The organism is Chitinophaga solisilvae, from assembly GCF_009928525.1.
GTDB lineage: Bacteria > Bacteroidota > Bacteroidia > Chitinophagales > Chitinophagaceae > Chitinophaga > Chitinophaga solisilvae.
In genome coordinates, this window is sequence record NZ_JAABOK010000002.1 from 155,562 (window position 1) to 181,394 (window position 25,833).

The following is a 25,833-nucleotide window of genomic DNA, read 5'->3' on the forward strand; positions in this document are numbered from 1 at the left end:
AGGGCCGAAAATACGCACAAATTCAGTAAGAGAAAAATACGTAGTGTCAGCGCCGGTTTCAGGGGAATATTATCCAACTGGTTCTGAACGCAGTAAGAACTCCAGGAATAATTTTTTATATAATATATTACTGTTGTTGTATTGTTCCATTACGGAAGATGTAATCTCGTGCAGTTCCTGTATGGCGGCGTAGTCCGGAACATGGTCATTGACAAACACACAATCCTGCTGCCGGAACTGCATGACCCGGTTATACAATTCCTCCGTCAAACAACCGCTATATCCTTTAGAGTTCATCACCTCGTGCAGCAGCCTCCGGAAGTTCCAGCATTCTTTTGTCAGTTCATCCACACAGGGCCACACCTGATCTATATTACCCGCGCCGATATTGAACAGCTGGCTGATATGATGGATGATGTGGACCACCTGGTCGTTCAGCCGGTTGGCAAATGCCTGGTGCATCAGGATGTACCGGTACTTTTCCTGCAGCTGTGCAGCTGCTTCGGGGCCATGATGCAGCGCCCGGTTGTAATGATACCGGATCGCCAGGCGGTCCTGCGATGCCAGCCAGCGTTGCTCCTGTTCTACATGCATGGCCAGTTTGCGGGCAAGTATCCGCGCCTCTGCCGCCCGGTATTTACGGCCGTCAAATTCAAAGAAGCGGGTCTGGAACTGACCGAGAGCAATGGCCTGCAGGGTTTCCACATCCTGCTGGTCGCGGTAAAAACGGCGCATCCGCCGGATCACCTCCGGATGATAGATTTCCTGCATGGAGATGCTCTCCTCTGCTGCCGTAGTATACGGCAGAAAGGTATCTTCCGGCATGGGAGCGAAAGAGCGGTTGTCGTAATAGTCATTGAACGCTTTCGGATATTCGTATAGCCGGTGACGTTGGGTAATGCTGTTGACAAATGTTGCTGTTTCTATCAGATCATAACCGCCTTCATCAGGTTCCAGCAGATCATATAACTGCTGTGTGCTTTGCTGCTGCAAGGTTTCAGGCTGACTGAACAACTGCCATGCGCTGCCTGTTGCCGGCTCAGAGAGGATATTGGCCTGCCGGTAACGCGCTTCGCGGTCTTCCCGGGTAGGATGACTGGCCCACTGTTCCCGCAGTTGCACACGGCTTTTAAGGAAAGTATGAAAGTAGCTGTCTGTCAACAGCGGCAGTTCCTGGGCATCAAGCTGTATGTTGTTCTGCCCGGCGTAATACGTTATCAGCGCGCGCTGTACGGAAAATACATTGCTGAAACGCTGGCCGCATTCTGCCAGCTCCTGCAATTTATGCATGCAGCTGTCCATACAATAGCTGCTCATCTCCATGCGGCGGATGCTGCTGATAGCAGCTGCGGTGCCCGCCAGGGATACTGCCAGCGCATCTGCCCGGAATTCCATCTCCCTGCTCAGTTCCATATATTGCCGGTTAATCAGGTGATATAATTTCCGCAACAGGTATTGCATGCCATTTACAATCAGGGTGGTGATATGCGCAAAAAAGCCCGGCAGACTCCCGTTCCCGCTCCACCGGATCATCATCTCATTCCAGCTGTGATTTTCATACAACATATTATACAACACCTTATTAAGGGTGTATACATAGCTGCCCAGCTTCATACTGCGCCGGGAAAAGTGGGCAAACTCGCGGGCCAGCACCATTTTAAACTCACTGATGTTCAGGCTGTTGACCAGGCCCAGCCCTATTTCCAGGTTTTTACGCGCCGGCCAGAGCAGACTTAAAAAAGTGGTTTTGTAAAAAACGTTGGCACTGACTTCAGGCACTACAAATATCTTCTGCGGAAAAGTAATCCTGGTTTCGCCGACCAGCCGGGCAATGAAATCAAACAGCTGCGGATGGCTGCCGGCGTGTATCTCCGTACGGTATGGGTTAACAGGCGTATTCTTGTTGAAAAGAAACCGGATCAGGAAAAACAATACCATTCCGCCCAGCACCGAGAGGGCCAGCCCCAGGATGACAGTGTAAATATTATGATAATAAGCGATCAGCACAATGCCCCCGACAATGAACGCAGTCGCCAGTGTTACAGCAGTCAACAGCACTACCACATATAACAGAAAGAATATCGCTATAAAACCAATCACCTTGACTAGCTGTAACCTAAATACCGTTGTGGACTCCAAAAGACCGGAATAAAGGGGTCCCGGACTTTCAGGATATAAGTTGGTCATAACAAAACATCAGGTTAAATACGTTGGTCGCCGCAAAAGGGATTTAAATATAGAGATAATTCAGTGATTAATTTGCTAAGCAACTGTTACCAGGAAAATGCAGGAAGACCGGAAAGAGGCTGTTAACCGACGTTTTAAAGAGTTTTGACGACCTATATTTTAAATCGTCATGCATGGTAAAAGTACGTTAGTGTGACAAAGAAGAAAGACTTGGTTATTTGATTATTTGGTTATTTGAGATTTTGTGCCTGTTCATGATTCTCCTTGATACTTATCGGTTCCGGAGAAAATCATGAACAGGCGCAGAATCTCAAATAATCAAATAATCAAATAACCAAATTTTCTTACTCGATTATGGGGTGGCGCTCGTATGGAGCGTTGCGGTCAAATATATAGCGGTAGGTGGTCAGCTGCCGGGAAGGGGTGGCGCCGAGGCTCTGCGCCACATTCATCATCCGGGGGTTGAAATCGCCGATCCACTGCATTTCATAATCAACAAAAATACGGGACTGCTGAATAAGCCTGGCGCCTTCCACAATAAGATAGGCGTCCACGCCTTTGCTCTGGAACTCCGGGATTACCCCGAAGATAATGCCTACCATCTTTTTACAGCTGCCGGTCATTTTCATCCACAGGAATTTCAGTTTACCGATGAGATCCATTTTGCCGTTCATGTGCTTCACGTACTGGTTGAGGTCCGGCAGGTTCAGCCAGATGGCAATAGGTTCATCATTGTAATAGGCGAACCAGGCGATCTTTTCATCCAGCAAAGGTTTCATCTGTTTGAAAAGCGCCAGGGCCTGTGCTTTGGGCATATCTTTACCGCCGGCATGCTTGGCCCATGCTTTATTGTAGACGATACTGAAATCTTCCGCAAATTTTTCCAGCTGGTTTTTACGGATATGCACCGCCTTAAAAGCAGGATCTTCGCTGATGATAGCATGACGCTGATAAAACTTATCCTGTAAGCGTTCACTGACCAGCATGCCGTAGCATATCTGATTAAAGAATAATCTGAAACCGTAGTGCTCGAAGAGCCGGATATAATACTGCGGGTTGAAGTTCATGCCGTATAGGGGTTCGTGAAAACCCTCTGTGAGCAGGCCCCACCAGTTATTCCGCTCGCCGAAGTTGATAGGGCCGTCCATGGCGCCCATTCCTCTTTCCTGCAGCCACGCTTTGGCAGTATCAAACAGCAGGTTGGCGGCCGCCTGATCATCTATACAGTCGAAAAAGCCTATACCTCCAACGGAACAGGTATCTCCCTTGTTTTTATATTTTTTGTTTACAAAAGCGGCAATTCTCCCCGTGAGATTGCCCTTTGCATCTTTCATAATCCATCTTATACATTCACCATGACGGAAGGCCTTATTCTTTTCCGGGTCAAATACTCCCTCGATATCCTTATCCAATGGCCTTATCCAACCAGGTACTTCCTTATTCAATGCGATGTGCACAGCTAAAAAATCCGCCGCACGCATTGCATCATTTACTATTATCAATTCCATGAGACAATTTGAAGCTATTGTACAAATGTAAAAAAAAAGTCATTGGCACATTTTTTTCTGTGCAGACTTTCATGACCCGTAGTAAAATTTATCTCATTATATCGCTCACCCTCATTGTAATCCTGTTCCTGGGCTACTGCCGGGAGCAAAGGCATACCCGCAGGATCCTGTCTGAAAATCAGCGCCTCTGGAATGAAAACCGTGATCTGCGCAAAAGCCTGGAGGAATATAACCACGTTAGCCGGCAAATCGATGACCGACGGGATGTACAGCAGCGCGTAGCCGGGCAGTTCATTGAAAGGCGCGCCTATTATCGCCGCAACTGGCAACAGTTTATCACTGTTGCTGCCAGCGATTACCGCACCGGTTTGCTGGGAGGTATCCGGAACCTCAGCGTTATAGTCCGTAATCAGACAGAATACCCGCTGGACAACGTCGTGGTGATGGTGCAGTATATGCGTAATAACAATGAAGTTTTCAAGACAGAAGAATATACCATCCAACATATCGCGGAAAAAGGCACCGGCACTGTAAATGCTTCGAATAGCCGTAAAGGCTCCAAAGTAAACATTAAGCTGCTGGGCATCACCAGTCAGGCTATGAATTTCTGCTGGTCTGCCGGCAAAGTTGCTCCTCCCGGTAATCCGGATCCCTACGAATGTGTGCCCTCACCCCGTAATAATCAGTAATTTGCAGGCATGATCCGTTTAGTTCCGACCGTAACACCTGAAGAAGCAGTAAGAGAATTGTATGAAGCATCGTTTCCCCTGGAGGAGAAGCGGCCCTGGGATAGTTTGTCTGAATTGCTGAAACATGACCGGCTACGGTTGCTGACGCTGGATAAGGAAGGCGTTTTCGGCGGTTTTCTGTTTTACTGGCAGCTGCCGGATTATTTCTTTATTGAGTATTTCGCGGTACATCCGGATATGAGAGGTGGTGGCACCGGCAGTCATGTTATGCGGCTGCTGGAAGAGCAGACGGGCGGCATCGTGCTGGAAGTAGAACCACCACTCACAGCGCAGGCAGTCAGGCGTATTGCTTTTTATGAAAGGCTGGGTTATCAGGCCTTTCCGGAGGTATATCATCAACCGCCCCATCACAAAGGATTTCCGCCATTGGAACTGCGTTTAATGCAGAAAGGTCTCACACCTGGTGAAACCTTTCTGCAAGTAAAAAATCAACTATATAAATACGTGTACAAACAGCCTTAATCCCTTTTTACTCTTCCGCTTCCGCCACCACCGGCTGGTTCAGCAACCCTTGACGGACGTTGTTGTTGCTGTTGCTGGTATTGCTGTTGTTGTCTTTGCTGCTGTTCACGCTGGACCCGCTGCTGTTGTTCCATCTGCTGCCTTTGTTGTTGTTGTTGTTGTTGTTGCTGCTCACGCTGCATTCTCTGCTGTTGTTCCTGCTGCATTCTTTGTTGCTGTTGCTGCTGCTGTTGTTGCTGCCATTGCTGTTCGCGCTGGATCCGCTGTTGTTGCTGTTCCTGCTGAACTCTTTGTTGCTGTTGCTGCTGTTGTTGTTGCTGCCATTGCTGTTCACGCTGAATCCGTTGCTGTTGTTGCTGTTGTTGTTGTTGCTGCTGGATCCGTTGCTGGTCCTGCTGCCATTGGTCTGCAACCCTTGACGGACGGCCATTGTTAACAGGCTGGCTGGTATTGTTATTACCGTTGTTTGCCGGGAACTGATCCCTGGAAATTCTTCCGCTGTTATTATTGTTATTGTTATTGTTATTGTTATTGGGCTGCCAGGTACCGTTATTGTTATTATTATCCATTACCCTGGATGGGCGGCCTGTGCCTGTGCCCACGCCGTTGTTGCTGTTACCGCCGTCCATTACTCTTGACGGGCGGCCGTTGTTACCGGTTGTACCGGTGCGGTTACCTCTGTCTATGGCGGCAGCATCCGGGCGGTACATACGTACCTGGTTGCTTTCCACTCTGCCTGTACCTGGCCTGTCAAGGTTAGTGACGCGTACCGGGCGTACAGCGCTGCCAGTGTAGCGTTCCACCTCACGGGCGGTAGGGCCGCTCATCACTCTGTCGCTTGAACCGCCTCTGACTGTTCTGTTAAGCACAGTGGTATTGTTGTAGATGTAGGTATTTCTGCTGTTATTGATGTAATAATTGTTGATATACCTGTTGCCGATATATTGTCTCGGGATAAATGCCCAGCTGTTAACCGGAACAGCATATCCGCCGGGACCCATAGGCGCCCATCCGTAGTAGTCTCCTCCACTTCTCCAGTCTACCCATCCTGGTCCCCACTGATTGCCCGGTATCCACATCCATCCGCTGAAGTTGTCAAATATCCAGCGTCCGTAGTGGAAGGGAGCCCAGCCCCATGAGTAGTCGGACATCCATGTCCAGCCATAATCCGTATACATCCAGTGACCTCCACTGTAATACGGTCTGAAATCACGTCCTACATTGGGTATCCACACGTTGCCATAACTGCCGTAATTTGTCCACCGGCCATAGGGACTCAGTTCATCATAAAAAGATATAGAGGCCCCTACCTGAAATTGTGAACCTGAACCGTAGGAACCGTAGGATCCGGAGCCGTAGCCGCCGTCATATGGTGCATAGGTGGTAGCACAACTGGCAAGGAAGGATATAAGTAAAAGAGATAATCCTGATATTTTTAATATTCTGTTCATACTCCTGATTTTTAGTCTTTTCTTGTTTTCCTGTTTATTAGACTTTGTGGAGATATAATGGCTGGTGAGTAATTCCTCTCTGATTATTCCGGTATCTGCTACTGATGTTTAAATGGTGGTTTTAACGCGGTCTAAAGCAGAAATTGCTGAAAAATGTTAAAGAAAAATGTTAAAAATTTTATAACGCTTATGCTGCAGTTCCGGCGTTACAACTACTATAAAACAAATTGCGTTCCAAAAAAAATAACCCGCTGTAACCTTTGCTGGCAGAATGTTTCATGAAAACGTGTATTATTGTGTTATGATAGATTTTTTCCATGTTAATAATCACTTTTTTACGGCACTGGGGTATCCGGTCAGCTATATAGAATTTATCGGAACGGTGACAGGTTTGATATGTGTCTGGCTGGCTGCCCGCGATCATATACTGACGTGGCCGGCAGGGCTGATTAATGTGAGTTGTTTCTTCCTGCTGTTCTGGCAGCTGCAGTTATACGCAGATATGTTTCTGCAGATATATTTCTTTGCCACAGGTGTATACGGATGGATTTTCTGGTACCACAAAAAGCCGGAGAACGAGCCGGTGTATGCGCTGGCAAACAGCCACAGGTGGGTGTTGGGTATCATTACCCTGTTACTGTCCGCCTGCACCGGATGGGTTATCAGCCGGTTGCATATCTGGTGGCCTTCGGTATTTGTACATCCGGCGGCATATCCTTATACAGATTCGCTGGTGGCGGTTTGCAGCGTGGTAGCCAATATCCTGCTGGCGAAACGTATCTGGGAAAACTGGCTGCTGTGGGTACTGGTAGATGCTGTAGCCACCATTATCTATTTCAAAAAGGGAGTGATGTTCCTCGGTGTAGAATACTTTATTCTGCTGATAATAGCCACTATGGGGCTTGTGGGGTGGGTGAGGGCGTATGGTAAGACGGGGGATGGGGTTACTAACGTTAATGGGTAAACGATAATAATTACGAATTACGAATTGCGAATTACGAATGTAAACGCGAAGAGCTAAACGAAGATTAAAAGTGATATTTAATACTTATCACCTTTAATCTTCGTTTAGCTCTTCGCGTTTACATTCGTAATTCGCAATTCGTAATTCGTAATTAAACTAAACTTTATATTCCCCTACCACACTACCATCGTCTTTCAGCATCGTCAGTACCAGTTCCTGCTGGTTGGCTTTGAGGCTGATGAGGGTGCGTTTGCCGTCTTTCGGGCCGCCGCCGATGATCAGCGGGTAGTTGTGCTGGCCGGGTACCGGGGCATGAACGCCGTAGGTATGGGTATGGCCGCAGATGAGGATGTCAATTTTGTATTTATTGAAGAGGGGGCCGAACAGGTTGCGGCAGTGAACGGTGCCGTGCCAGTCGCCGCCGTGGTAGTGCGGGATGTGCATCATGACAACTTTATGTTTGGCTTTCCGGTAGGCGGGGCTTTGCAGTTGCTGTTCCAGCCATTGGGCCTGTTGGATGCGGTAGTTATCGAAGTCTACGATGCCGGCGTATACGGGATGGGTATCTTCCTTATCTTCTCCGGTATCCAGTACGATAGCGTGCACGGGGCCCCAGGTGAAGGCGAAGTAGCTGCCGTGGCCGGGGTTATCGAAATACTGGTGCCATTCGCGGGCATATTTACCACGGGTTTCGTGGTTGCCGCGTACGTACATGAAGGGCTTTTGGGTAGAGAAGGTATTGCCGCAGGGGGTGAGCATGTGGTCGATGATTTGTTTTTCATCAGCCTGGTAGTCGAATACGTCACCATTGAAGAATACGAAGTCATACGGATTTTGCCCGTGGAGCCCAACGAGGTGGGGGATAGATTCCGGGCGGTCATGAATGTCGTTTATCATGAGCCAGGACACCTCTTTGGCGTGCGGGTCCGGCGCGGTGAAGGTGTAGGTATCGCTGGAGATGGTTTCGCCGTAGGTGAGTTTATACGGCTGAAATTCCACGATATCTTTGGAGAACACCTTGTAGCTGTATTGTTTACCGGGCTGCAGGTGTGGCAGGTCTATACGGTGGAGGCGGTTGTTGGCGTCCACGAGCCCGCTGGTCACATGGTGTGCTTTCAGATTGAGCTGTCCGTCTGTTCCGTATTCCACCCAGCTGTAGCAGGGGCGTGCGGTGAGCCACATAACGGATATGGTATCCGGTGCGGGGTACTGCAGGTAAGGTTTACAGAGGAAGGAGTGGGTGTTGTCTGCTGTGCGGGCGGTGCTGGTGCTGAGGGCGCTGGCTTTGGCGGCTACGGGGGCCAGTCCGGCTACGCCCAGCAGTCCTGCTTTGGACAGGTTGCCGATGAAAGAGCGGCGGGATAGTTCACTGTTGTGTTTTTTCATATTATATTATTGCATATATAACGATTGGGGTTAAAAATAGTGATCGGGATGGGAAAGCGGTGTTATTTTTACATGAATGGAGGGTGGGTTGCAGGCAGATAGTTATAGATAGAATAAAAAGTATATTTGACAGGCGCTGCTTTAAATTGGGGGTAGCGACAGGTGATATAACGGATATCAGGGTAAAAAATGGGGTGGAAAAAGGATTTTTTTCCGTAATCGCTTTTTGATTTTCACCCATTAACTATTACCTTTGCGGCAAATTTTAGAAATTGTCAGGAGTCTGATGATTTTTGAGGAAATAACTTTTTAGTATTTTATAAACCTCTTTAAAAATATGCCTAACACAGGTAAGATCAAACAAATTATCGGTCCCGTGGTGGACGTGCACTTTGAGGACAAATTGCCCGAAATCTACAACGCATTGGAATTAACCCGCGAAAATGGTCAGAAAGTAGTATTAGAAGTACAACAGCACCTGGGTGAAGACAGCGTACGTTGCGTGGCAATGGACTCCACCGACGGTATGGTTCGCGGAATGGCCGTAGTGGATAAAGGCGCGCCTATTAAAATGCCAATTGGAGACCAGGTTAAAGGACGTTTGTTCAATGTGGTAGGTGAGGCTATTGACGGTCTGGGCGATATCGCAACCGACAACGGTTATCCTATTCACCGCCAGCCGCCTAAATTTGAGGATCTGGCAACTGACACGGAAGTACTGTTTACCGGTATTAAGGTAATCGACCTGATCGAGCCATATGCAAAAGGTGGTAAAATCGGTTTGTTTGGTGGTGCGGGTGTAGGTAAAACCGTATTGATCCAGGAGCTGATCAACAATATCGCGAAAGGTTACGAAGGTTTGTCCGTATTCGCCGGTGTAGGTGAGCGTACCCGTGAAGGGAACGATCTGATGCGTGAGATGATTGAGGCGAACATCGTAAAATACGGTGACAAGTTTAAAGAATCCATGGAGCACGGCGATTGGGACGTGACTTCAGTAGATAAAGAATTACTGAAACAATCACAGGCTACGTTTGTGTTCGGTCAGATGAACGAACCTCCTGGAGCACGTGCCCGTGTGGCACTGTCCGGTCTGACCCTGGCAGAATATTTCCGTGACGGAGATGGTACTGCAGGTGGTGGCCGTGATATCCTGTTCTTCGTTGATAACATCTTCCGTTTCACCCAGGCAGGTTCTGAGGTATCCGCGCTGTTAGGCCGTATGCCATCTGCGGTAGGTTACCAGCCAACCCTGGCCACTGAGATGGGTCTGATGCAGGAGCGTATCACTTCCACTAAAAATGGTTCCATCACTTCCGTACAGGCGGTTTACGTACCTGCGGATGACTTGACGGATCCGGCTCCGGCCACCACGTTCTCCCACCTGGATGCTACCACGGTACTGGATCGTAAGATCTCCGACCTTGGTATCTACCCTGCTGTGAGCCCGCTGGACTCTACTTCCCGTATCTTAACACCTGCTATCGTAGGTGAAGCTCACTACAACTGCGCACAACGTGTAAAAGCTATCCTGCAGCGCTATAAAGAGTTACAGGATATCATCGCCATCCTGGGTCTGGATGAGTTGAGCGACGAAGATAAACAGACTGTATCCCGTGCACGCCGTGTACAACGTTTCCTGTCACAGCCTTTCCACGTGGCAGAACAGTTTACCGGTCTGAAAGGCGTACTCGTTCCGATCGAAGAAACAATCCGTGGTTTCAACATGATCATGGACGGTGAAGTGGATGAGTATCCGGAAGCAGCTTTCAACCTCGTTGGTAACATCGAGGCAGCTATTGAAAAAGGTAAGAAATTACTGGAAGCAGCCAATAACTAATTAAAATGATCCCGGCGCGCCGGGATCGTTTTCCATTCACCATTCACGATCATAACATGCTATTAGAAGTATTAACACCAGAAAGAAAATTATATGCAGGCGAAGTGTACGGCGTACAACTGCCCGGCATTGACGGTTCTTTTGAAATACTGGATAAACATGCGCCATTAATCGCAGCGCTCGGAAATGGTAAAATGAAAGTGCTGAAAGATAAAAACCATACTGAGTTTTTCACTATCAGCGGCGGATTTGTAGAAGTGTTGCGCAATAAGGCTACTGTGCTCGTAGAAGGTGCTGTAGCAATAGAGAAATAACATATTACCAGTATAAAGGAAATAAAACAGGCCGGGTAAGATTACCCGGCCTTCGTTTTGTCCTAACTATTCCAATCTTAGAAGACCCGTCAATACAGTAAGAATACCTGTCGGGATTTCCGCTATTATTCATCTCAGTACAATACATGAACCTCACGGTTATATGGAATAACCGCAGTCATACACGTACATCAATGAACAGCCTTCTCAGGCTGTGTATATTACCTAATGAATAATGCCTTTAATGATATTATCTATCGTTGATCAGGTAAATTCGGCTTCGGTCTACTGAAGGAGCAAATGTTTTTCATAGGTTTTGCCTTCATAGGTGTATCTAATCGGTTGTTCCTTACCTGATATTAACGGGTTATTTTTATTCGTTTCGTATCTGTTGCTTTAGCAAGATATTTAATTTGTTTCAAAAAACACCATTCATTTTTATTCATTTTTTATCATATGAATATATGAGTGTGCATGTCCTTCTCTTTCAGAATATTACAATTTAATTGAGAGAAGGATCAATCGGGAAATTTGCCATCATAGCGAAGTTACTACCCAGATGCTTCAGCGATAACTGCCATATCTGCTGCTCCTGTGGCTCAAATACAAGCGACGGAGAACTGCTGGAAGGTATCCAGGATTTCTCCTTCAGCTCCTCTTCCAGCTGACCGGTAGTCCAGCCGGAATATCCAATGAAAAACTTAATCTTATTCAGATCCAGGGTGCCGTTATTCAGTAATTCCACCACATTGTCAAACTCACCGCCCCAGTAAATACCCGGAATGATTTCCACACCACCCCGGATCAGCTCCGGCTGCTGGTGCACAAAATGAATCGTATCTACCTGTACAGGGCCTCCGTAATACACAGGAATATTTGTTCTCAGCACATCCGGAATCAGCGCATCCAGCTGCTGATCAAATAAACGGTTGATCACAAAACCAAAACTCCCCTTTTCTTCGTGCTCACATAACAATATGACGGTGCGGGAAAAATTGGGATCTTTAAGAAATGGGTCAGCTATTAACAACATACCGGGCGACAAGGTTACCATATGCATACAATTTTGATCGCTTGACCAAATTTAAAATAAATGATTGATACAAAGTACCTGAAATCTAAAAAGCTGAAAATGAAGCAGAAAATATAAATGGGGGAAAATAAAGGAAATAAAAAAAGGAGGCTAGAAAACCTCCTTACCATTTTATCAACCAAAATCTAAATCGCTTATGGAACGAATCCACGTCGATGTATGTAGAAAGTTTAATTACTTTGTTATGATTGTTACTAATCAAATTTAGTACCAATCTTGTGAGACAAAGGTAAGAAAAGTAGCATTAAAAAAATCAGCAATCGCCAGTTAAAATTACGTTAAAGTAATATTGTATTGATGTTAACAGCCCTGGTAGCAAGCCTAACTATTTAATTTTGTATCAAGGTTGCTATAGCAAATATCTTTTTTAACACTTATTAATATCTCAGGTTAAGTATATTTAAGGCCTGACCTAAAATTGCATGATACCACTAAAGAAAATATTTCCTGTCATTGTTGTACTGATTACCTTATCATTATTAGGCATTATCTACATCCAGGTAAACTGGATCCGCAGTGCTATTGCCATTAAAAGGGAACAGATAGCCGAAAGAAGTGTCAATATGATCAGAGATGTACAAAATGACATGCTGTATACCCGGCAAACTGTCATAACGTTCAAACTCAACGATCCCAACGCCTTTGACAGAACAAACCCGGCATTTTCCCTGGAAGGACTGCCCATCAATCAGCCGCTCCCTCCCGTGCGTAAATTCTTCAAATTACAGGAACTGAGGAACCTGATTGCTACCAACATGAGGAAAAATCACCTCGACACCTCCAATTTTGAATTTGCCATCATTGTGCCCCAGACGTCCCTGGGCGCCGACCTGCAACTGAAATCCCCCGGATTTGTGAAAATGCTGCAGGAAAACGAAAAGGACAGCCTGGATGCTACCAACCACCGGAAATACCAGATACAGATCGTACCCCTGGAAGACGCCATGAACATAGGGCCGGATACTGAATCTCTCATGGTGATCATGCCTACGGACGATTCTATCGCCAAACAGCTGGGTATCATGATTACCGGCGGTATCCTGTTTACCATGATCATCGTAACAGCTTTTGCCCTGACCATCCGCACCCTGCTGAACCAGAAGAAACTCTCCGAAATCAAATCGGACTTCATCAATAACATGACCCATGAGCTGAAAACACCACTGGCCACCATCTCCCTGGCCATCGATGCTATTGGCAATGAAAAGGTGCTCAGTAAACCCGATAAAATCCAGTACTTCTCCGGCATCATCAAGGAAGAAAACAAACGGATGAACAAGCAGGTGGAAAGCATCCTGCAGTCCGCCCTGCTGGAGAAAGACGAAATCGGCCTCAAACTGCAGGCTACCGATGTACATAACGTTATCCGCAATACCACCGATAACCTGCAGCTGCAGCTGGCCTCCAGGAACGGTGTGGTAGACCTGCAGCTGGATGCCATCAACCCCGTTATCATGGCGGATGATGTGCATTTCTCCAACGTTATCTTCAACCTGCTGGATAACGCTATCAAATATTCCAACGAGAACCTGGAGATAAGAATCCAGACCTATAATACCCGCAAAAGCCTGGTGCTCGTTATCACAGACAATGGCATCGGCATGAGCCGGGATACTATTTCACGTATCTTTGAGAAATTTTACCGCGCCCACACCGGTAATGTGCATAATGTAAAAGGGTTCGGACTGGGCCTCACCTATGTAAAAGCCATCGTGGACGCGCACAAGGGAAAAATTAAAGTGGAAAGTACCCTCGGTAAAGGAAGTAAGTTTACCCTGGAATTTCTGCAGGAATAGATAAAGGATCAGGCAATGACATTAAGTGAAAAAGAACTACAGCATTTTAAGCACCCTATCGCCGTTCCGGGCATAGGCGTAGATATGCAGGATAAATTAAAGCAGGCGCGTGTACTGGTAGTAGGCGCAGGAGGCCTGGGAAGCCCGGTACTGCAATACCTCAGCGCCAGCGGCGTAGGGGTGATCGGTATTGCCGACTATGGCGTTATCAACGATGAAGATATGCATCGCCAGCCCATCTATCAGATGCAGGACATACGCAAGCATAAGGCAAAAATGGCTGCCAGCCGCCTCTGGGCGGTGAATCCGTTTACCAAGCATTATCCCATGCTGGTACAGGTAAAGCCTGCCAACGTAGCCCTGCTGCTGCCCGGTTTCGACCTGGTAATAGATTGCTCCCAGCACCACCCTACGCACCTGGTAGTGAACGATGCCTGCCTGAAACATAACGTTCCCTTCGTTATCGGAGAAGTACACAACTGGCTGTCCTGGTTCGGAGGTTTTAATATGCCCCTGCCCGATGGCACCCGTACTGCCACCTACCGCTGCGCATTGCCGCTGACAGAAGAGTACCGTAATTTTGACGCAGGCGCCCTCGGTATCACCCATGGCGCTACCGGCATGCATATCGTCTGTGAAGTGCTGAAATATCTGATTGAAGTACCCGGCGGCCTCGCCGGCAAACTTTACGGTATGGACTACCTGCATAACCACACGCAGGTACATGAACTAACGGCCGACAAAGCCATCATAGCATCTGCTATCGCCAACGGCATCCTGACCGCCGAAGAATACGGCCTGGAGATAGTTCCCGACGTAGAAGACTAGAGTATTTTATTATTTTATTATTTGAGATTTTATTATTTGATTGACGGATTTTGGAATTTTTTGATTTTGGAATTTTTAAATGCAGCGGACATATACGCGAAAGTCTTTGCTGCATTCAAAAAATCTCAAAATCTCAAAATCAAAAAATTCCAAAATCCGTCAATCAAATAATAAAATCTCAAATAGCTAAATAGCTAAATAACTAAATTTTTCCCCGACTTTCAGCTGGTGTTTTATGCCTAGCTGGAGGGTGTAGTTTTCGGGCTGGTGGCCGCTGGGAAAGCCAAAGAAGACCGGGTAGCCATAGTCTTTTACCAGGTTGTGGATAATTTCGTATTCGGTTTGCCCGAAAGGGGTAGTGGTTTCTTTTCCGTCAGTGAAGGCGCCTACCACCAGTCCGGCCAGTTCATCCAGCCAGCCTGCGCGTTTCAGGTTATACATCATGCGGTCAATATTATACCGGTATTCCCCGATGTCTTCCAGCAGTAGTATTTTGCCTTTTGTTTTGATTTGTGATTTGCTGCCAGAGATATTGGCCAGCAGGGACAGATTGCCGCCTACCAGCTGCCCGGTTGCCTTCCCTTCGCGGTTGAACGGATGGGCGGGCGCGGAATATTTGTAGCTTTTACCCTTCAGCACATTTTCAAGACTCTGCACATATTCGTTGTCAATGGTTTCAGGCGTAATGCCGCTGCACATCATCGAGTGCATGGTAGCAATGCCATAACGCTGATGTATATGTGCATGCAGCACGGTAATATCGCTGTAGCCGCATAACCACTTGGGATGCTTGCGGAAGCGGGTGAAATCGAGCTTATCAAGTATACAGACCATCCCGTATCCGCCGCGGCCGAATACGATGGCTTTTATTTCCGGATCATCCAGCATATCCTGCAGTTCTTCCAGCCTGAGTTCATCCGGCGCGGAAAAATTGTGGAAACTGGTGCCTACAGTGATTCCCAGGTGAACCCGGTACCCCCACGATGACAGCACACCGGCTGCATATTCTGCTGCCTGCAGCTCCATTTTGCTGCTGGAGCAGGTAACTCCTATCAGATCGCCTTTTTTCAGATATGGCGGAATTTTTACCATTGTACTTTTGTTTACCTTTGCAGATTAGTGAATACATTTACTATTCGCAACTAAGGTGGTGAATTGTTTGGTGATTCCAAAGACAAAAAACCGATTTAAAATTTATTTAAGCATTCTTTAAGATAGTATGGGAAAATTTAATAGATATCTAATAACTGCGGCATTACCGTATGCCAACGGCCCGGTACATATCGGACACCTGGCCGGATGCTATCTGCCCGCAGATATTTACGTAAGATACCTGCGTGCAAAAAAGGCTGACGTAAAATTTGTATGTGGCACCGATGAACATGGCGTTCCTATTACCATCAAGGCCATGAAGGAAAACATCACCCCACAGGATGTAGTGGATAAATACCACAGGATCATCGGCGACAGCTTTGCAGCGATGGGTATTTCCTTCGATATCTTTGCCCGCACCAGCGATCCCGTTCATCATGAAACCGCTTCGGAATTTTTCCTGAAGATGTATAATGATGGCCTGTTCGAAGAAAAAGAATCAGAACAGTATTACGATCCGGAGAAAAAAGTATTTCTGGCAGACAGATATATTGTCGGCACCTGCCCTAACTGCGGCAACGATAAAGCCTATGGCGATCAGTGCGAACGCTGCGGCAGAACATTAAGCCCGGATGAACTCATCAACCCACACTCTGCACTCAGCGATGCGGTACCTGTGAAAAAGCTGACCAAACACTGGTACATGCCGCTGCAGAACTACGAACCCTGGCTCAGGGAATGGCTGCTGGAAGGACATAAGGAATGGAAGAACAACGTATACGGACAGTGCAAAAGCTGGATCGATAACGGCCTGCAAAGCCGCGCCATGACCCGCGACAGCAACTGGGGTATCAAAGTGCCGCTGCCGGATGCTGATGGTAAAGTACTCTACGTATGGTTCGATGCACCTATCGGATATATCTCCGCTACCAAAGAACTCACCCCCGAATGGGCTGACTACTGGTGTAAGGAAGATACCAAGCTGGTACATTTTATCGGTAAGGATAATATCGTATTCCACTGCATTATCTTCCCGGCAATGCTGAAGGCACACGGCGGATACGTATTCCCGGAGAACGTGCCGGCCAACGAATTCCTGAATATTGAAGGAGAGAAGGTATCTACTTCCCGTAACTGGGCGGTTTGGGTACATGAATATATCAAAGACTTCCCCGATCAGCAGGATGTACTGCGGTACGTACTTTGCAGCACCGCGCCGGAAACAAAAGACAACGACTTCACCTGGAAAGATTTCCAGGACCGCAATAACAATGAGCTGGTGAGCATCTTCGGTAATTTCATTAACCGTACCATGGTACTCATGCATAAACTCTGCGGAGGCAAAGTGCCGCCATTGCACCAGGATACTGCCGATGAAGCAGACCGCCAGCTGTTAAGCGAATTTGCTGCTGCAAAAGAAAAAGTGGAAAACAGCATCGAGAACTACCGCTTCCGGGAAGCGCTCGGTGAAGTGATCGAACTCTCCCGCAAAGGCAATCAGTATCTGCAGAAAAGCGAACCGTGGATCTATTCCAGAACCATAGAAAAACTGAATGCCGGAGAGGAAGTAGCCGGATACACACAGGCTGATATTCCTGCATTACAGGCGAAAATCGAGAACTGCCTGCATGTATGCCTGCAGCTGACCGCTAACCTGTCTATCCTCATTAATCCTTTCCTGCCTTTTACCGCCAGGAAAATATGCCATATGCTGAAAGTGGTGGATCGTATGCTGGATTGGGAAAATGCCGGCAGCGACAAACTGCTGAGCGTTGGTTACAGCCTGCGTGCCCCTGAACTGCTGTTCAAGAAAGTAGAGGATGAACAGGTGACTGCGCAGATAGAAAAACTGCATGCAGGACTGAAAAAATCGGCCGCGGAAAATGCGCCTGCACCTGCTGAAACAGCCACGCCTGCAGCGCCGCCGAAACCAGAAATTCAGTATGACGACTTCGCTAAACTGGATCTGCGTGTAGGTACCATCATTCAGGCAGAGAAGGTAGAGAAGGCAGATAAATTATTGAAGCTGCAGGTAGACATCGGAACAGAAAAACGTACAGTCGTTTCCGGTATAGCCATGCACTTCACACCGGAAGAGATTGTAGGCAAACAGGTAACCCTGGTGGCCAACCTGGCGCCCCGCAAAATGCGTGGAATTGAAAGCCAGGGTATGATCCTGATGGCAGAACATAACGGCAAGCTGATATTTGTAAACCCTGCAGAGGCAACCCCTCCGGGAAGCGCGATCAGCTAAGTGTTTATGATATATTTAAAGCGGAAAGCCGGTGCATTGAGCGCCGGCTTTCCGCTTTAATATTGAAAAGGTTATAATTGTCGGATTCTTATTTTCTTCGGAGTAAGCGTGACAAAAACAGGCCGTTGCAATTCCTGTGTAGTTAGTAAGTAGATGACGGATTGCGTAATTTCTTTGTATTCATAAAAAGCATATCGGAGGAAAAGTACGCTAAGATCCTTTATATGATGGGCAAATACCCATTCTCCAAAATCTTTGTCTTCCGTCAGCAACAGATAGTCATTTTTTAATGTCCATTCAATTACTTCTTCATCTTTAATACCCTTATTTAATTCTGTTATTGAGGTTACCTCAAAACCAGCTTCCCGCAAGGATTTAATGATGTAAGTATGTATGTTTTCATCTGCCAGGATCATGCAACTGCTATAATACTTTCGTTATTAATCACGTCTGATGCATAGGCTAATACGGCATTGATAGCAGCAGGGGTTAAAGTTGGATAAGCATTAAGCAGATCAGGTATAGTTGCTCCTTCAGATAATCGCTGCAGAACCAGGGCAACAGAAATGCGGGTTCCTTTGATAACGGGTTTGCCTAGCATTATATTGATGTTTGATTCTATGTAATCCCTGTAGTCCATAATATTCCTGTGTTATTAAGTCTAGCGAATTTAAGTAAAAAAGAAGACTTTTTTATACTATTTGATTAATTGAGGGTGTCGCCTGACTGAATTATTTCTACGTGTTTTTACGTATTTATTTTTTTAGTTAGGACTACTGGATTAATTGCAGTGCTTTTCCACTGAAGTATCAATGCATGTCAGATGTCTGAAATTCGTGTCACTATACTGAAATATATTATTGAAAAACGATTAAACCATCATCAGTCAATCAAATACCCCCTGCCGGAAAGCAATTCCGGGCCTCATTACCAGGGAATATTTTTTAACCCAGATCCCAAAATCTGAAAATTAATTTACATGAAGCATTTATTGAAAGCATGTGCATGCCTGCTTGTATCAGGTCTTATTTTCACATCCTGCCAGAAAGACCAGCAGGTAAAGCAAGAACCCCGGAAGGAAATCACTGCGGATGTTATCAGTCAGATTAAATCCCAGGGATTTAGTACGAAAGATATCAGGAGAGTAGAAAATGGTTATGTGGTAGAAGGAGATATTTTTCTGTCTGACGAATCTTTAAGCGGGCAGTCTGACAGACAGAAGCTGCTGATAGCCAAAACAGAGCAGTATCAGACCAATAACCTGATTGCTATTCCCGGTACCCGTGAGATTACGGTTTCTGTTACGAATCTTCCGGCTGCCTATGTCGCGGCGGCAGATGAGGCTATTGCCCGCTATAATGCGCTGGGTCTGCGTCTTACCTTCCGTCGTGTTGCCAGCGGAGGAGAAGTGGATATCATCAATGCCAACCTCGGCTGGGGAGTATTGGGTCAGTCTGCCGGCTTCCCGGATGCGCAGGGTAACCCGCCCAGCCCGATCAGGCTTAATGCCGGCTATATAGGGAGTACACCTAATCAGGCTTACATGGCTACTATTATAGCACATGAAATAGGCCACACGATCGGCTTACGTCATACTGACTATTTCAACAGGGCTTACAGCTGCGGAGGCAGTAGTATCAACGAAGGAGATGCCGGTATAGGCGCTGTGAACATTCCCGGTACGCCGACAGCCGCAGATCCCAACAGCTGGATGCTGGCCTGTGTAGGCTCCGGTGTGAGCCGTCCGTTCAATGCCAATGACCAGGTAGCATTGAGATATTTATATGGTGATCAGCATGGTACCTATTCCATACCCAACGGAACTTATAAAATTATAAGTGTTGCGAGCGGTAAAGCTGTGGATGTCGATCTTAACCGTATCAACAGCGATGGGGCACAGGTGCAGCAATGGGTCTGGTCTAATACCAATAATCAGAAATGGAGATTTGTTTACCTGGGAAATGGTTATTACCAGATTTCCAGTGTTGCCAGCGGCAAAGTACTGGATGTTGACTATAACTACATTGGCGGAAACGGTGCCAAGGTGCAACAATGGGGCTGGCTGGATGGTGCCAACCAACATTGGGTGGTAAAACCTGAAGCAGATGGAACTTATTCCCTTATCAACAGGGCAAGTGGTAAGACGCTGGATGTGGATGCTATCAGGATTGGCAGCGATGGCGCTAAAATACAACAATGGATTTGGTTCGGTAATGATAATCAACGCTGGTACATCCAGGCCCCCTGAACTATTAAACACCGGTACCTGAGGCCCGCTACTGAATATTAACCCCGCTGGTTTTCATCCCCGCCGCCTTGCGGCACAGGATGAAAACCAGTATTATATAAAAGGTTTAACTGTTAACATCTTCCCAAATATCCTTTCCCGCATAAAAGAATTCATATAAGCTCAACGGTTTGAAGAACAAAAAACACTAAATTCAGGGATCGGAAAATCGGAAAATAAGTCACAATCGCTGGAAGCTACACTAAAGACTGACAGCTAACAGTTAAAGCCAAAAGCTATGCAAAGACACATCAACAAAGTAGCCGTACTGGGCTCAGGAGTAATGGGATCAAGGATTGCCTGTCATTTCGCGGGCATTGGCGTGCAGGTGTTACTGCTGGATATAGCCCCGAAGGAATTGAACGACGGTGAAAAAAAGAAAAATTTAACCCTGGACAGCCCTGCCGTGAAGAACCGGATCGTGAATGATGCACTGCAGGCCGCCATCAAATCAAATCCCTCCCCGGTATATACCAAAGATGTGGTGAAACGTATCAAAACCGGCAACTTCACGGATGATATGAAACGCATTGCGGATGTTGACTGGATCATTGAAGTGGTGGTGGAAAACCTGGATGTTAAAAAATCTGTTTTCACGGAAGTGGAGAAATACCGCAAACCCGGTACCCTGATTACTTCCAATACTTCCGGCATTCCTATCCACCTGATGACAGAAGGCCGCAGCGAAGACTTTCAGCAACATTTCTGCGGTACCCACTTCTTTAACCCACCGCGTTACCTCCGCCTGCTTGAAATAATTCCCACTCCTCATACTGACCCGGATGTAATCAGTTTCCTCATGCATTACGGGGACCTGTACCTGGGCAAAACCACCGTACTCTGTAAAGATACACCGGCATTTATTGCCAACAGGGTAGGCGTGTTTTCTATTATGGCTATCTTCCATATCATGCAGGAGATGGGATTGGGTATTGATGAGATAGATGCCCTCACCGGGCCGGTAATAGGCAGACCTAAATCTGCTACCTTCCGCACAGCGGATGTAGTGGGCATTGACACGCTGGTGAAAGTGGCCAAAGGGGTGAAGGATAACTGTCCGGATGATGAGGCCGCCGCCATTTTTGAGATACCTCCGTTCCTGCAGAAAGTAGTGGAGAATAACTGGCTGGGAGATAAGACAGGACAGGGATTCTATAAAAAAACAAAGGGAGAAGGCGGAAAGGAAATCCTGACGCTGAACCTGCAAACGATGGAATACGGGCCTAAGCAGCGTCCGAAATTCGGTAGTATAGAAGCTGCCAAACCTATTGAAGATCTGAAACAGCGTCTCCGCACACTGGCAGCCGCTACTGATAAGGCTGGTCAGTTCTATCAGCAGTTCCATGCCCACCTGTTTTCCTATGTGTCCCACCGCATTCCTGAAATAGCAGATGATATCTACAAGGTAGACGATGCCATGAAAGCCGGTTTCGGCTGGGAGATAGGTCCGTTTGAATCATGGGATCTCCTCGGTGTGGAAAACTCCGTGAAACTGATAGAAGAGAAAGGGCTTACCGTAGCCCCCTGGGTGAAAGAGATGCTCGCAAAAGGTATCAAAACCTTTTATAAGGCAGACAACGGCAAGAAATTCTATTACGACCTCGCATCCCAGGCCTACAAGGCTGTTCCGGGCGAAGGCGAGTTCATCATCCTGGAAAACTACTCCAATAATATTGTGTGGAAAAACAGTGCCTGCAACCTGATAGATATCGGTGACGGCGTTGTGTGCTTCGACTGGAAAACAAAGATGAATACTATCGGAGGCGAAGTGCTGGAAGGATTGAATAAGGCGGTAGACCGTGCTGAGAAAGATTTCCGTGGCCTGGTAGTAGGTAACGACGGTACTAATTTCTCCGCCGGCGCAAACGTAGGTATGATCTTTATGCTGGCGGCAGAGCAGGAGTATGATGAACTGGATATGGCTGTACGCTTGTTTCAGCGCTCCACCATGCGACTGCGTTATTCTTCCATACCGGTAGTAGTAGCCCCGCATGCGCTCACCCTGGGTGGCGGCTGTGAGATGGCGCTGCACGCCGATAAGGTACAGGCAGCGGCAGAAACATATATCGGCCTCGTGGAACTCGGTGTAGGCCTCATTCCCGGCGGTGGTGGTACCAAAGAAATGACCCTGCGCGCCAGCCTGGAATTCAAAGAAGGACGTATTGAGGAAGAACCGCTGAAAGATTATTTTATGACCGTAGCCACTGCCAAAGTAGCCACATCAGGCTTTGAAGGCTTTGATATGGGCGTACTCCGCAAGGGACACGATGAAATAACCATGAATGCCAGCCGCCTGATAGCGGATGCCAAACGTAGTGTGATAGCCCTCGCCGATGAAGGCTACACCCGCCCTGTAGAAAGAACCGATATCAAAGTGATGGGCCGCAGCGCTCTGGGAGCCTTGCTCGCAGGCGTTTACGCCATGAGATTCGGTAATTATATTTCAGAGCATGACCAGAAAGTAGCTAATAAGCTGGCCTATGTTATGTGTGGCGGCGACCTTACAGAGCCGTCTTTCGTAAGTGAACAATACCTGCTGGATCTGGAAAGGGAAGCCTTCCTCAGCCTGTGTGGAGAACGCAAAACACTGGAACGCCTCCAAAGCGTCATCAAAACAGGCAAACCTGTACGTAATTAATTACTTTTTATATCTTAAAGGGAAATGTAGTGAAGATTAGCCATAAGATCATTCGCTGCATTTCCTTTTTTTATTGATGCTTAAAAGAACTTTCCTGTGCCTGTATTATCCTTACAGAATGTTTCAAAACGTTACGGCGCCTTGCAGGCCTTGTCCGGCGTGACCTTCGACGTACCCCGCGGCGCCATCTTCGGGGTGCTGGGCCCTAACGGCAGCGGCAAAACGACGTTGCTGGGTATTGTTACCGATGTGCTGAAAGCAGACAGCGGTACCTATACTTTATTTGACCGTACCGCCACCGCGGCGGAACGCAGACAGATAGGCACCTTGCTGGAAACGCCCAATTTCTATCATTACCTGAGCGGGTATAAAAATCTACGCATATCTGCTGCTGTCAAACAACGCAGCGAAGCAGACATTGCGCGGGTGCTGGAGATCTGCGGACTTACCGCACGGCAGCATTCTGCCTTTAAAACCTATTCCCTGGGAATGAAGCAGCGGCTGGCGCTGGCAGCAGTACTGCTGGGAGATCCTGAAGTACTGATTCTCGACGAGCCTACCAATGGGCTGGACCCCGCCGGCATCGCAGAGGTACGCGACCTTATCCGCCGCCTCGCAGATACCGGCAAAACCATTATCCTCGCCAGCCACCTGCTGGATGAAGTGGAAAAAGTATGTACGCATGTAGCCATTCTGAAAACAGGACAGCTGCTGTTATCCGGCGCTGTAAACGAAGTAATCAGCCGTAATGATTACCTGGAATTGTCCGCCGCCGACAACGGTGCGCTAAAAGCCGCCATGCTGCAATATCCTGGCTGCACCAGCGCTGAAATCAACGGCGCCACCGTCATCGCCATATTCAGCGCCACCCCCGATGCGGCCGCCGTAAACGCTTACCTGGCAGAAAAAGGTATCTGGCTGCAGCAGCTGCTGTTGCGCAAAAAGAGTCTTGAAAAAACATTCCTGGAAATCACCAACGTCCTGTAATTATGAAACGGATCATCTATACCGAATGGCTTAAAGTTAAAAATTACCGCGTTTTCTGGGTGATACTAGTCATCGCTGCCATTATGATTCCGGCAGGAAGCTATGTGCCTGCGGAAATATACACACGGCAACTGAAGGATGCCGCCAAAATGCTGGGACAAGCCCCTTTCAGCTTTCCGGTAGTATGGCAGACCGTCGCCAATATCAGCAGCTATGTGACTACCCTCTTTGGTTTACTGATGGTCATCCTGGTAACCAATGAATATACCTTCCGTACTAACCGGCAAAATATTATTGATGGCTGGGACCGGAAAGAGTTCGTATATGCGAAGCTGTTCTGGGTGGTGGCATTATCGCTGATGGCCTTTTTGCTGTCAGCGCTCACCGCCTGCACCTATGGATTCGTGTACGGTGACAAGCCTTTCAGCACAGAGAATTTCATTTACCTGATCTATTACTGGCTGCAGGTGGTGCTGACGTTATGCATCGCCCTGCTGCTCAGCGTCTGGGTGAAACGGGCGGGCTTCGCCATCGTATTGTTCCTGGGATACACCATGATGCTGGAACAAACCCTGGTATTTATGCTGAAACGTTCTGTTGGCCGTATCGGCGGACTGCTCCCTTTGCAGACAGCTGACGAGCTGCTGCCGTTTCCGGTGGTAGGCAAAATGATCAGCAGCGCAGACAGATACGACGACAGCATTTACCTGTTTGGCCTGCTGTTATATATCGCTGTTGTCATCTACCTGGTTTTCAGGAAAATATTGCGGTCGGATCTTTAAAAATATCTATATATTTCACATTCTTTTAAAGCGAAATGTTTCCAATAGAGCTTAAATTTGTTGTGCAAAGTTAAAATGTGTATTATGGATAAACAGGAGCGGATCATTTTGGTAACGAATGACGATGGTATAACGGCGCCGGGTATACGCGCATTGATTGAAGCGGTAAAGCCGCTGGGAAAAGTAGTGGTGGTAGCGCCGGACAGCCCGCAGTCTGGCAAGGGACACGCCATCACCATCGGCGTGCCGTTGCGTCTGAATCAGGTGGATATTTTCGGCGATATAGAAGCATGGCAATGTTCCGGCACCCCGGTTGATTGCGTGAAACTGGCCAGGGACAAGATATTGCACCGCAAACCAGACATCTGTGTAAGCGGTATCAATCACGGAGCCAATCATTCCATCAATGTTATCTATTCCGGAACGATGTCTGCCGCCATGGAAGCCGCTATCGAAGGTATTCCTTCCGTAGGTTTCTCTTTTCTGGAGTATAGCTATGATGCGGACTTCTCCCTGCCGGCAAAGGTAGCGCGGGAAGTAACACAGCGTATGCTGGAGGCAGATCTGCCCGCAGGCACCCTGTTTAATGTGAATATTCCCATCGCGGAAGAAAAGGACTTTAAAGGACTGCGTATCTGCCGGCAGGCAGATGCCAAATGGGTAGAAGAATTTGATGAACGCCGCGACCCGCATGGGAAAAAATATTACTGGCTGACCGGAGAATTCAAAAACCGGGATACCGGAACAGATACAGATGTATGGGCCCTCGAAAACAATTACGCTTCGCTGGTGCCGGTACAGTTTGACCTTACCAACTATAAGCTGAAAAAGAAGTTGGAAGAAGAATGGACGGATTTGTGAGAAGCAGCTGCAATCGTCATATCGCCTATATTATAACCGTATGTTGAAAAAAGACAATCTTCCTTTAGGCATTGTGCTGGGGCTTTTAACTCCCCTGCTGGCCTTTTTCCTGTACTATTTTTTTGTTATCAGGCCACATAATAATATTGGCCTGGGACAGTTTTTTGCTATCCTGAAAGGTAACCGGCAGATGATTCCTAAAATTGTGAGTATCTGTCTCCTGGTAAACGGATTGGTCTTTTTTCTGTATACAAGAACCCGGAAAGATGTAACCGCGAAAGGCATATTCCTGGTGACCATGCTCTATGCCATCGGCATATTGCTGCTCAAACTGATCAGATAATTTCTAATAAA

The 25,833-nt window shown here is 47.3% G+C and carries 22 protein-coding genes; 14 read left to right on the plus strand and 8 right to left on the minus strand.

All coding sequences use genetic code 11. The features are described from left to right. Positions 1-69: 69 nt before the first annotated feature. Entirely contained in the window at positions 70-2,100 is a 2,031-nt protein-coding gene (locus GWG06_RS03460; protein WP_160711396.1) for a M48 family metalloprotease, read from the minus strand. 431 nt (positions 2,101-2,531) lie between these two features. After that, the gene (locus GWG06_RS03465; RefSeq protein WP_235938116.1) at positions 2,532-3,521 is read right to left on the minus strand and encodes a hypothetical protein; all 990 of its coding nucleotides are present in this window, start codon (positions 3,519-3,521) and stop codon (positions 2,532-2,534) included. A 233-nt stretch (positions 3,522-3,754) separates the two neighbouring features. Here GWG06_RS03465 and GWG06_RS03470 point away from each other — a divergent pair, with 233 nt between their 5' ends. Beyond that, positions 3,755-4,384, plus strand: a complete 630-nt coding sequence (locus GWG06_RS03470; protein WP_160711400.1) for a hypothetical protein — start codon at positions 3,755-3,757, stop codon at positions 4,382-4,384. 9 nt (positions 4,385-4,393) lie between these two features. Next, complete coding sequence (locus GWG06_RS03475; protein ID WP_160711402.1) at positions 4,394-4,906, plus strand: GNAT family N-acetyltransferase; 513 nt, start codon at positions 4,394-4,396, stop codon at positions 4,904-4,906. Here the strand turns inward: GWG06_RS03475 and GWG06_RS03480 are convergent. Then, entirely contained in the window at positions 4,903-6,357 is a 1,455-nt protein-coding gene (locus GWG06_RS03480; protein WP_160711404.1) for a DUF6600 domain-containing protein, read from the minus strand. The two genes, GWG06_RS03475 and GWG06_RS03480, sit on opposite strands and share 4 nt — an antisense overlap. A 301-nt stretch (positions 6,358-6,658) precedes the next feature. Here GWG06_RS03480 and pnuC point away from each other — a divergent pair, with 301 nt between their 5' ends. Next, positions 6,659-7,321 carry a nicotinamide riboside transporter PnuC gene (pnuC, locus tag GWG06_RS03485; RefSeq protein ID WP_160711406.1) on the plus strand — a complete coding sequence of 221 codons (663 nt, stop codon included), beginning with the start codon at positions 6,659-6,661 and terminating at the stop codon, positions 7,319-7,321. A 156-nt stretch (positions 7,322-7,477) separates the two neighbouring features. Here pnuC and GWG06_RS03490 read toward each other — a convergent pair whose 3' ends face one another. Then, positions 7,478-8,707, minus strand: a complete 1,230-nt coding sequence (locus GWG06_RS03490; RefSeq protein ID WP_127043779.1) for a purple acid phosphatase family protein — start codon at positions 8,705-8,707, stop codon at positions 7,478-7,480. Positions 8,708-9,044: 337 nt separating this feature from the next. On the opposite strand from GWG06_RS03490, the gene atpD reads away from it, so the two are divergent. Beyond that, the gene (gene atpD / locus GWG06_RS03495; RefSeq protein ID WP_127043780.1) at positions 9,045-10,547 is read left to right on the plus strand and encodes a F0F1 ATP synthase subunit beta; all 1,503 of its coding nucleotides are present in this window, start codon (positions 9,045-9,047) and stop codon (positions 10,545-10,547) included. Positions 10,548-10,603: 56 nt separating this feature from the next. Further along, positions 10,604-10,861: an ATP synthase F1 subunit epsilon gene (gene atpC / locus GWG06_RS03500; protein WP_127043781.1), complete on the plus strand. Its 258-nt coding sequence runs from the start codon at positions 10,604-10,606 to the stop codon at positions 10,859-10,861. Positions 10,862-11,363: 502 nt separating this feature from the next. On the opposite strand, the gene GWG06_RS03505 is transcribed toward atpC, so the two are convergent. Then, positions 11,364-11,915, minus strand: a complete 552-nt coding sequence (locus tag GWG06_RS03505; protein ID WP_127044667.1) for a YqgE/AlgH family protein — start codon at positions 11,913-11,915, stop codon at positions 11,364-11,366. Between the two features lie 461 nt (positions 11,916-12,376). On the opposite strand from GWG06_RS03505, the gene GWG06_RS03510 reads away from it, so the two are divergent. Together GWG06_RS03510 and GWG06_RS03515 are read left to right on the plus strand one after the other, a co-directional pair. After that, a complete protein-coding gene (locus GWG06_RS03510; protein WP_127044597.1) occupies positions 12,377-13,750 on the plus strand; it encodes a sensor histidine kinase in 1,374 nt (457 codons plus the stop codon). A 15-nt stretch (positions 13,751-13,765) separates the two neighbouring features. After that, a complete protein-coding gene (locus tag GWG06_RS03515) occupies positions 13,766-14,578 on the plus strand; it encodes a HesA/MoeB/ThiF family protein (RefSeq protein WP_127044598.1) in 813 nt (270 codons plus the stop codon). A gap of 186 nt (positions 14,579-14,764) precedes the next feature. Here GWG06_RS03515 and GWG06_RS03520 read toward each other — a convergent pair whose 3' ends face one another. Beyond that, positions 14,765-15,670 carry a S66 peptidase family protein gene (locus tag GWG06_RS03520; RefSeq protein WP_160711408.1) on the minus strand — a complete coding sequence of 302 codons (906 nt, stop codon included), beginning with the start codon at positions 15,668-15,670 and terminating at the stop codon, positions 14,765-14,767. A 127-nt stretch (positions 15,671-15,797) separates the two neighbouring features. Here GWG06_RS03520 and metG point away from each other — a divergent pair, with 127 nt between their 5' ends. Then, entirely contained in the window at positions 15,798-17,924 is a 2,127-nt protein-coding gene (metG, locus tag GWG06_RS03525) for a methionine--tRNA ligase (RefSeq protein WP_160711410.1), read from the plus strand. A 71-nt stretch (positions 17,925-17,995) separates the two neighbouring features. On the opposite strand, the gene GWG06_RS03530 is transcribed toward metG, so the two are convergent. Both GWG06_RS03530 and GWG06_RS03535 read right to left on the minus strand, forming a co-directional pair. Then, complete coding sequence (locus GWG06_RS03530) at positions 17,996-18,340, minus strand: DUF5615 family PIN-like protein (protein WP_160711412.1); 345 nt, start codon at positions 18,338-18,340, stop codon at positions 17,996-17,998. Beyond that, a complete protein-coding gene (locus tag GWG06_RS03535) occupies positions 18,337-18,564 on the minus strand; it encodes a DUF433 domain-containing protein (protein WP_160711414.1) in 228 nt (75 codons plus the stop codon). Before GWG06_RS03535 ends, GWG06_RS03530 begins: the two co-directional genes overlap by 4 nt. 339 nt (positions 18,565-18,903) lie before the next feature. Here GWG06_RS03535 and GWG06_RS03540 point away from each other — a divergent pair, with 339 nt between their 5' ends. The 6 genes from GWG06_RS03540 (at position 18,904) to GWG06_RS03565 (ending at position 25,822) form a co-directional block, all read left to right on the plus strand. After that, the gene (locus tag GWG06_RS03540; protein ID WP_160711416.1) at positions 18,904-20,172 is read left to right on the plus strand and encodes a M57 family metalloprotease; all 1,269 of its coding nucleotides are present in this window, start codon (positions 18,904-18,906) and stop codon (positions 20,170-20,172) included. Between the two features lie 277 nt (positions 20,173-20,449). Beyond that, positions 20,450-22,849, plus strand: a complete 2,400-nt coding sequence (locus GWG06_RS03545; RefSeq protein WP_127042587.1) for a 3-hydroxyacyl-CoA dehydrogenase/enoyl-CoA hydratase family protein — start codon at positions 20,450-20,452, stop codon at positions 22,847-22,849. Positions 22,850-22,945: 96 nt separating this feature from the next. Continuing rightward, positions 22,946-23,836: an ABC transporter ATP-binding protein gene (locus GWG06_RS03550; protein ID WP_160711418.1), complete on the plus strand. Its 891-nt coding sequence runs from the start codon at positions 22,946-22,948 to the stop codon at positions 23,834-23,836. 2 nt (positions 23,837-23,838) lie between these two features. Next, positions 23,839-24,618, plus strand: a complete 780-nt coding sequence (locus GWG06_RS03555) for an ABC transporter permease (protein WP_160711420.1) — start codon at positions 23,839-23,841, stop codon at positions 24,616-24,618. Positions 24,619-24,702: 84 nt separating this feature from the next. Continuing rightward, positions 24,703-25,479 (plus strand): 5'/3'-nucleotidase SurE, encoded by a 777-nt coding sequence (surE, locus tag GWG06_RS03560; RefSeq protein WP_127042593.1) that lies wholly within the window; start codon positions 24,703-24,705, stop codon positions 25,477-25,479. Between the two features lie 40 nt (positions 25,480-25,519). Continuing rightward, complete coding sequence (locus GWG06_RS03565; protein ID WP_127042595.1) at positions 25,520-25,822, plus strand: hypothetical protein; 303 nt, start codon at positions 25,520-25,522, stop codon at positions 25,820-25,822. The last annotated feature ends 11 nt before the right edge of the window (positions 25,823-25,833 follow it).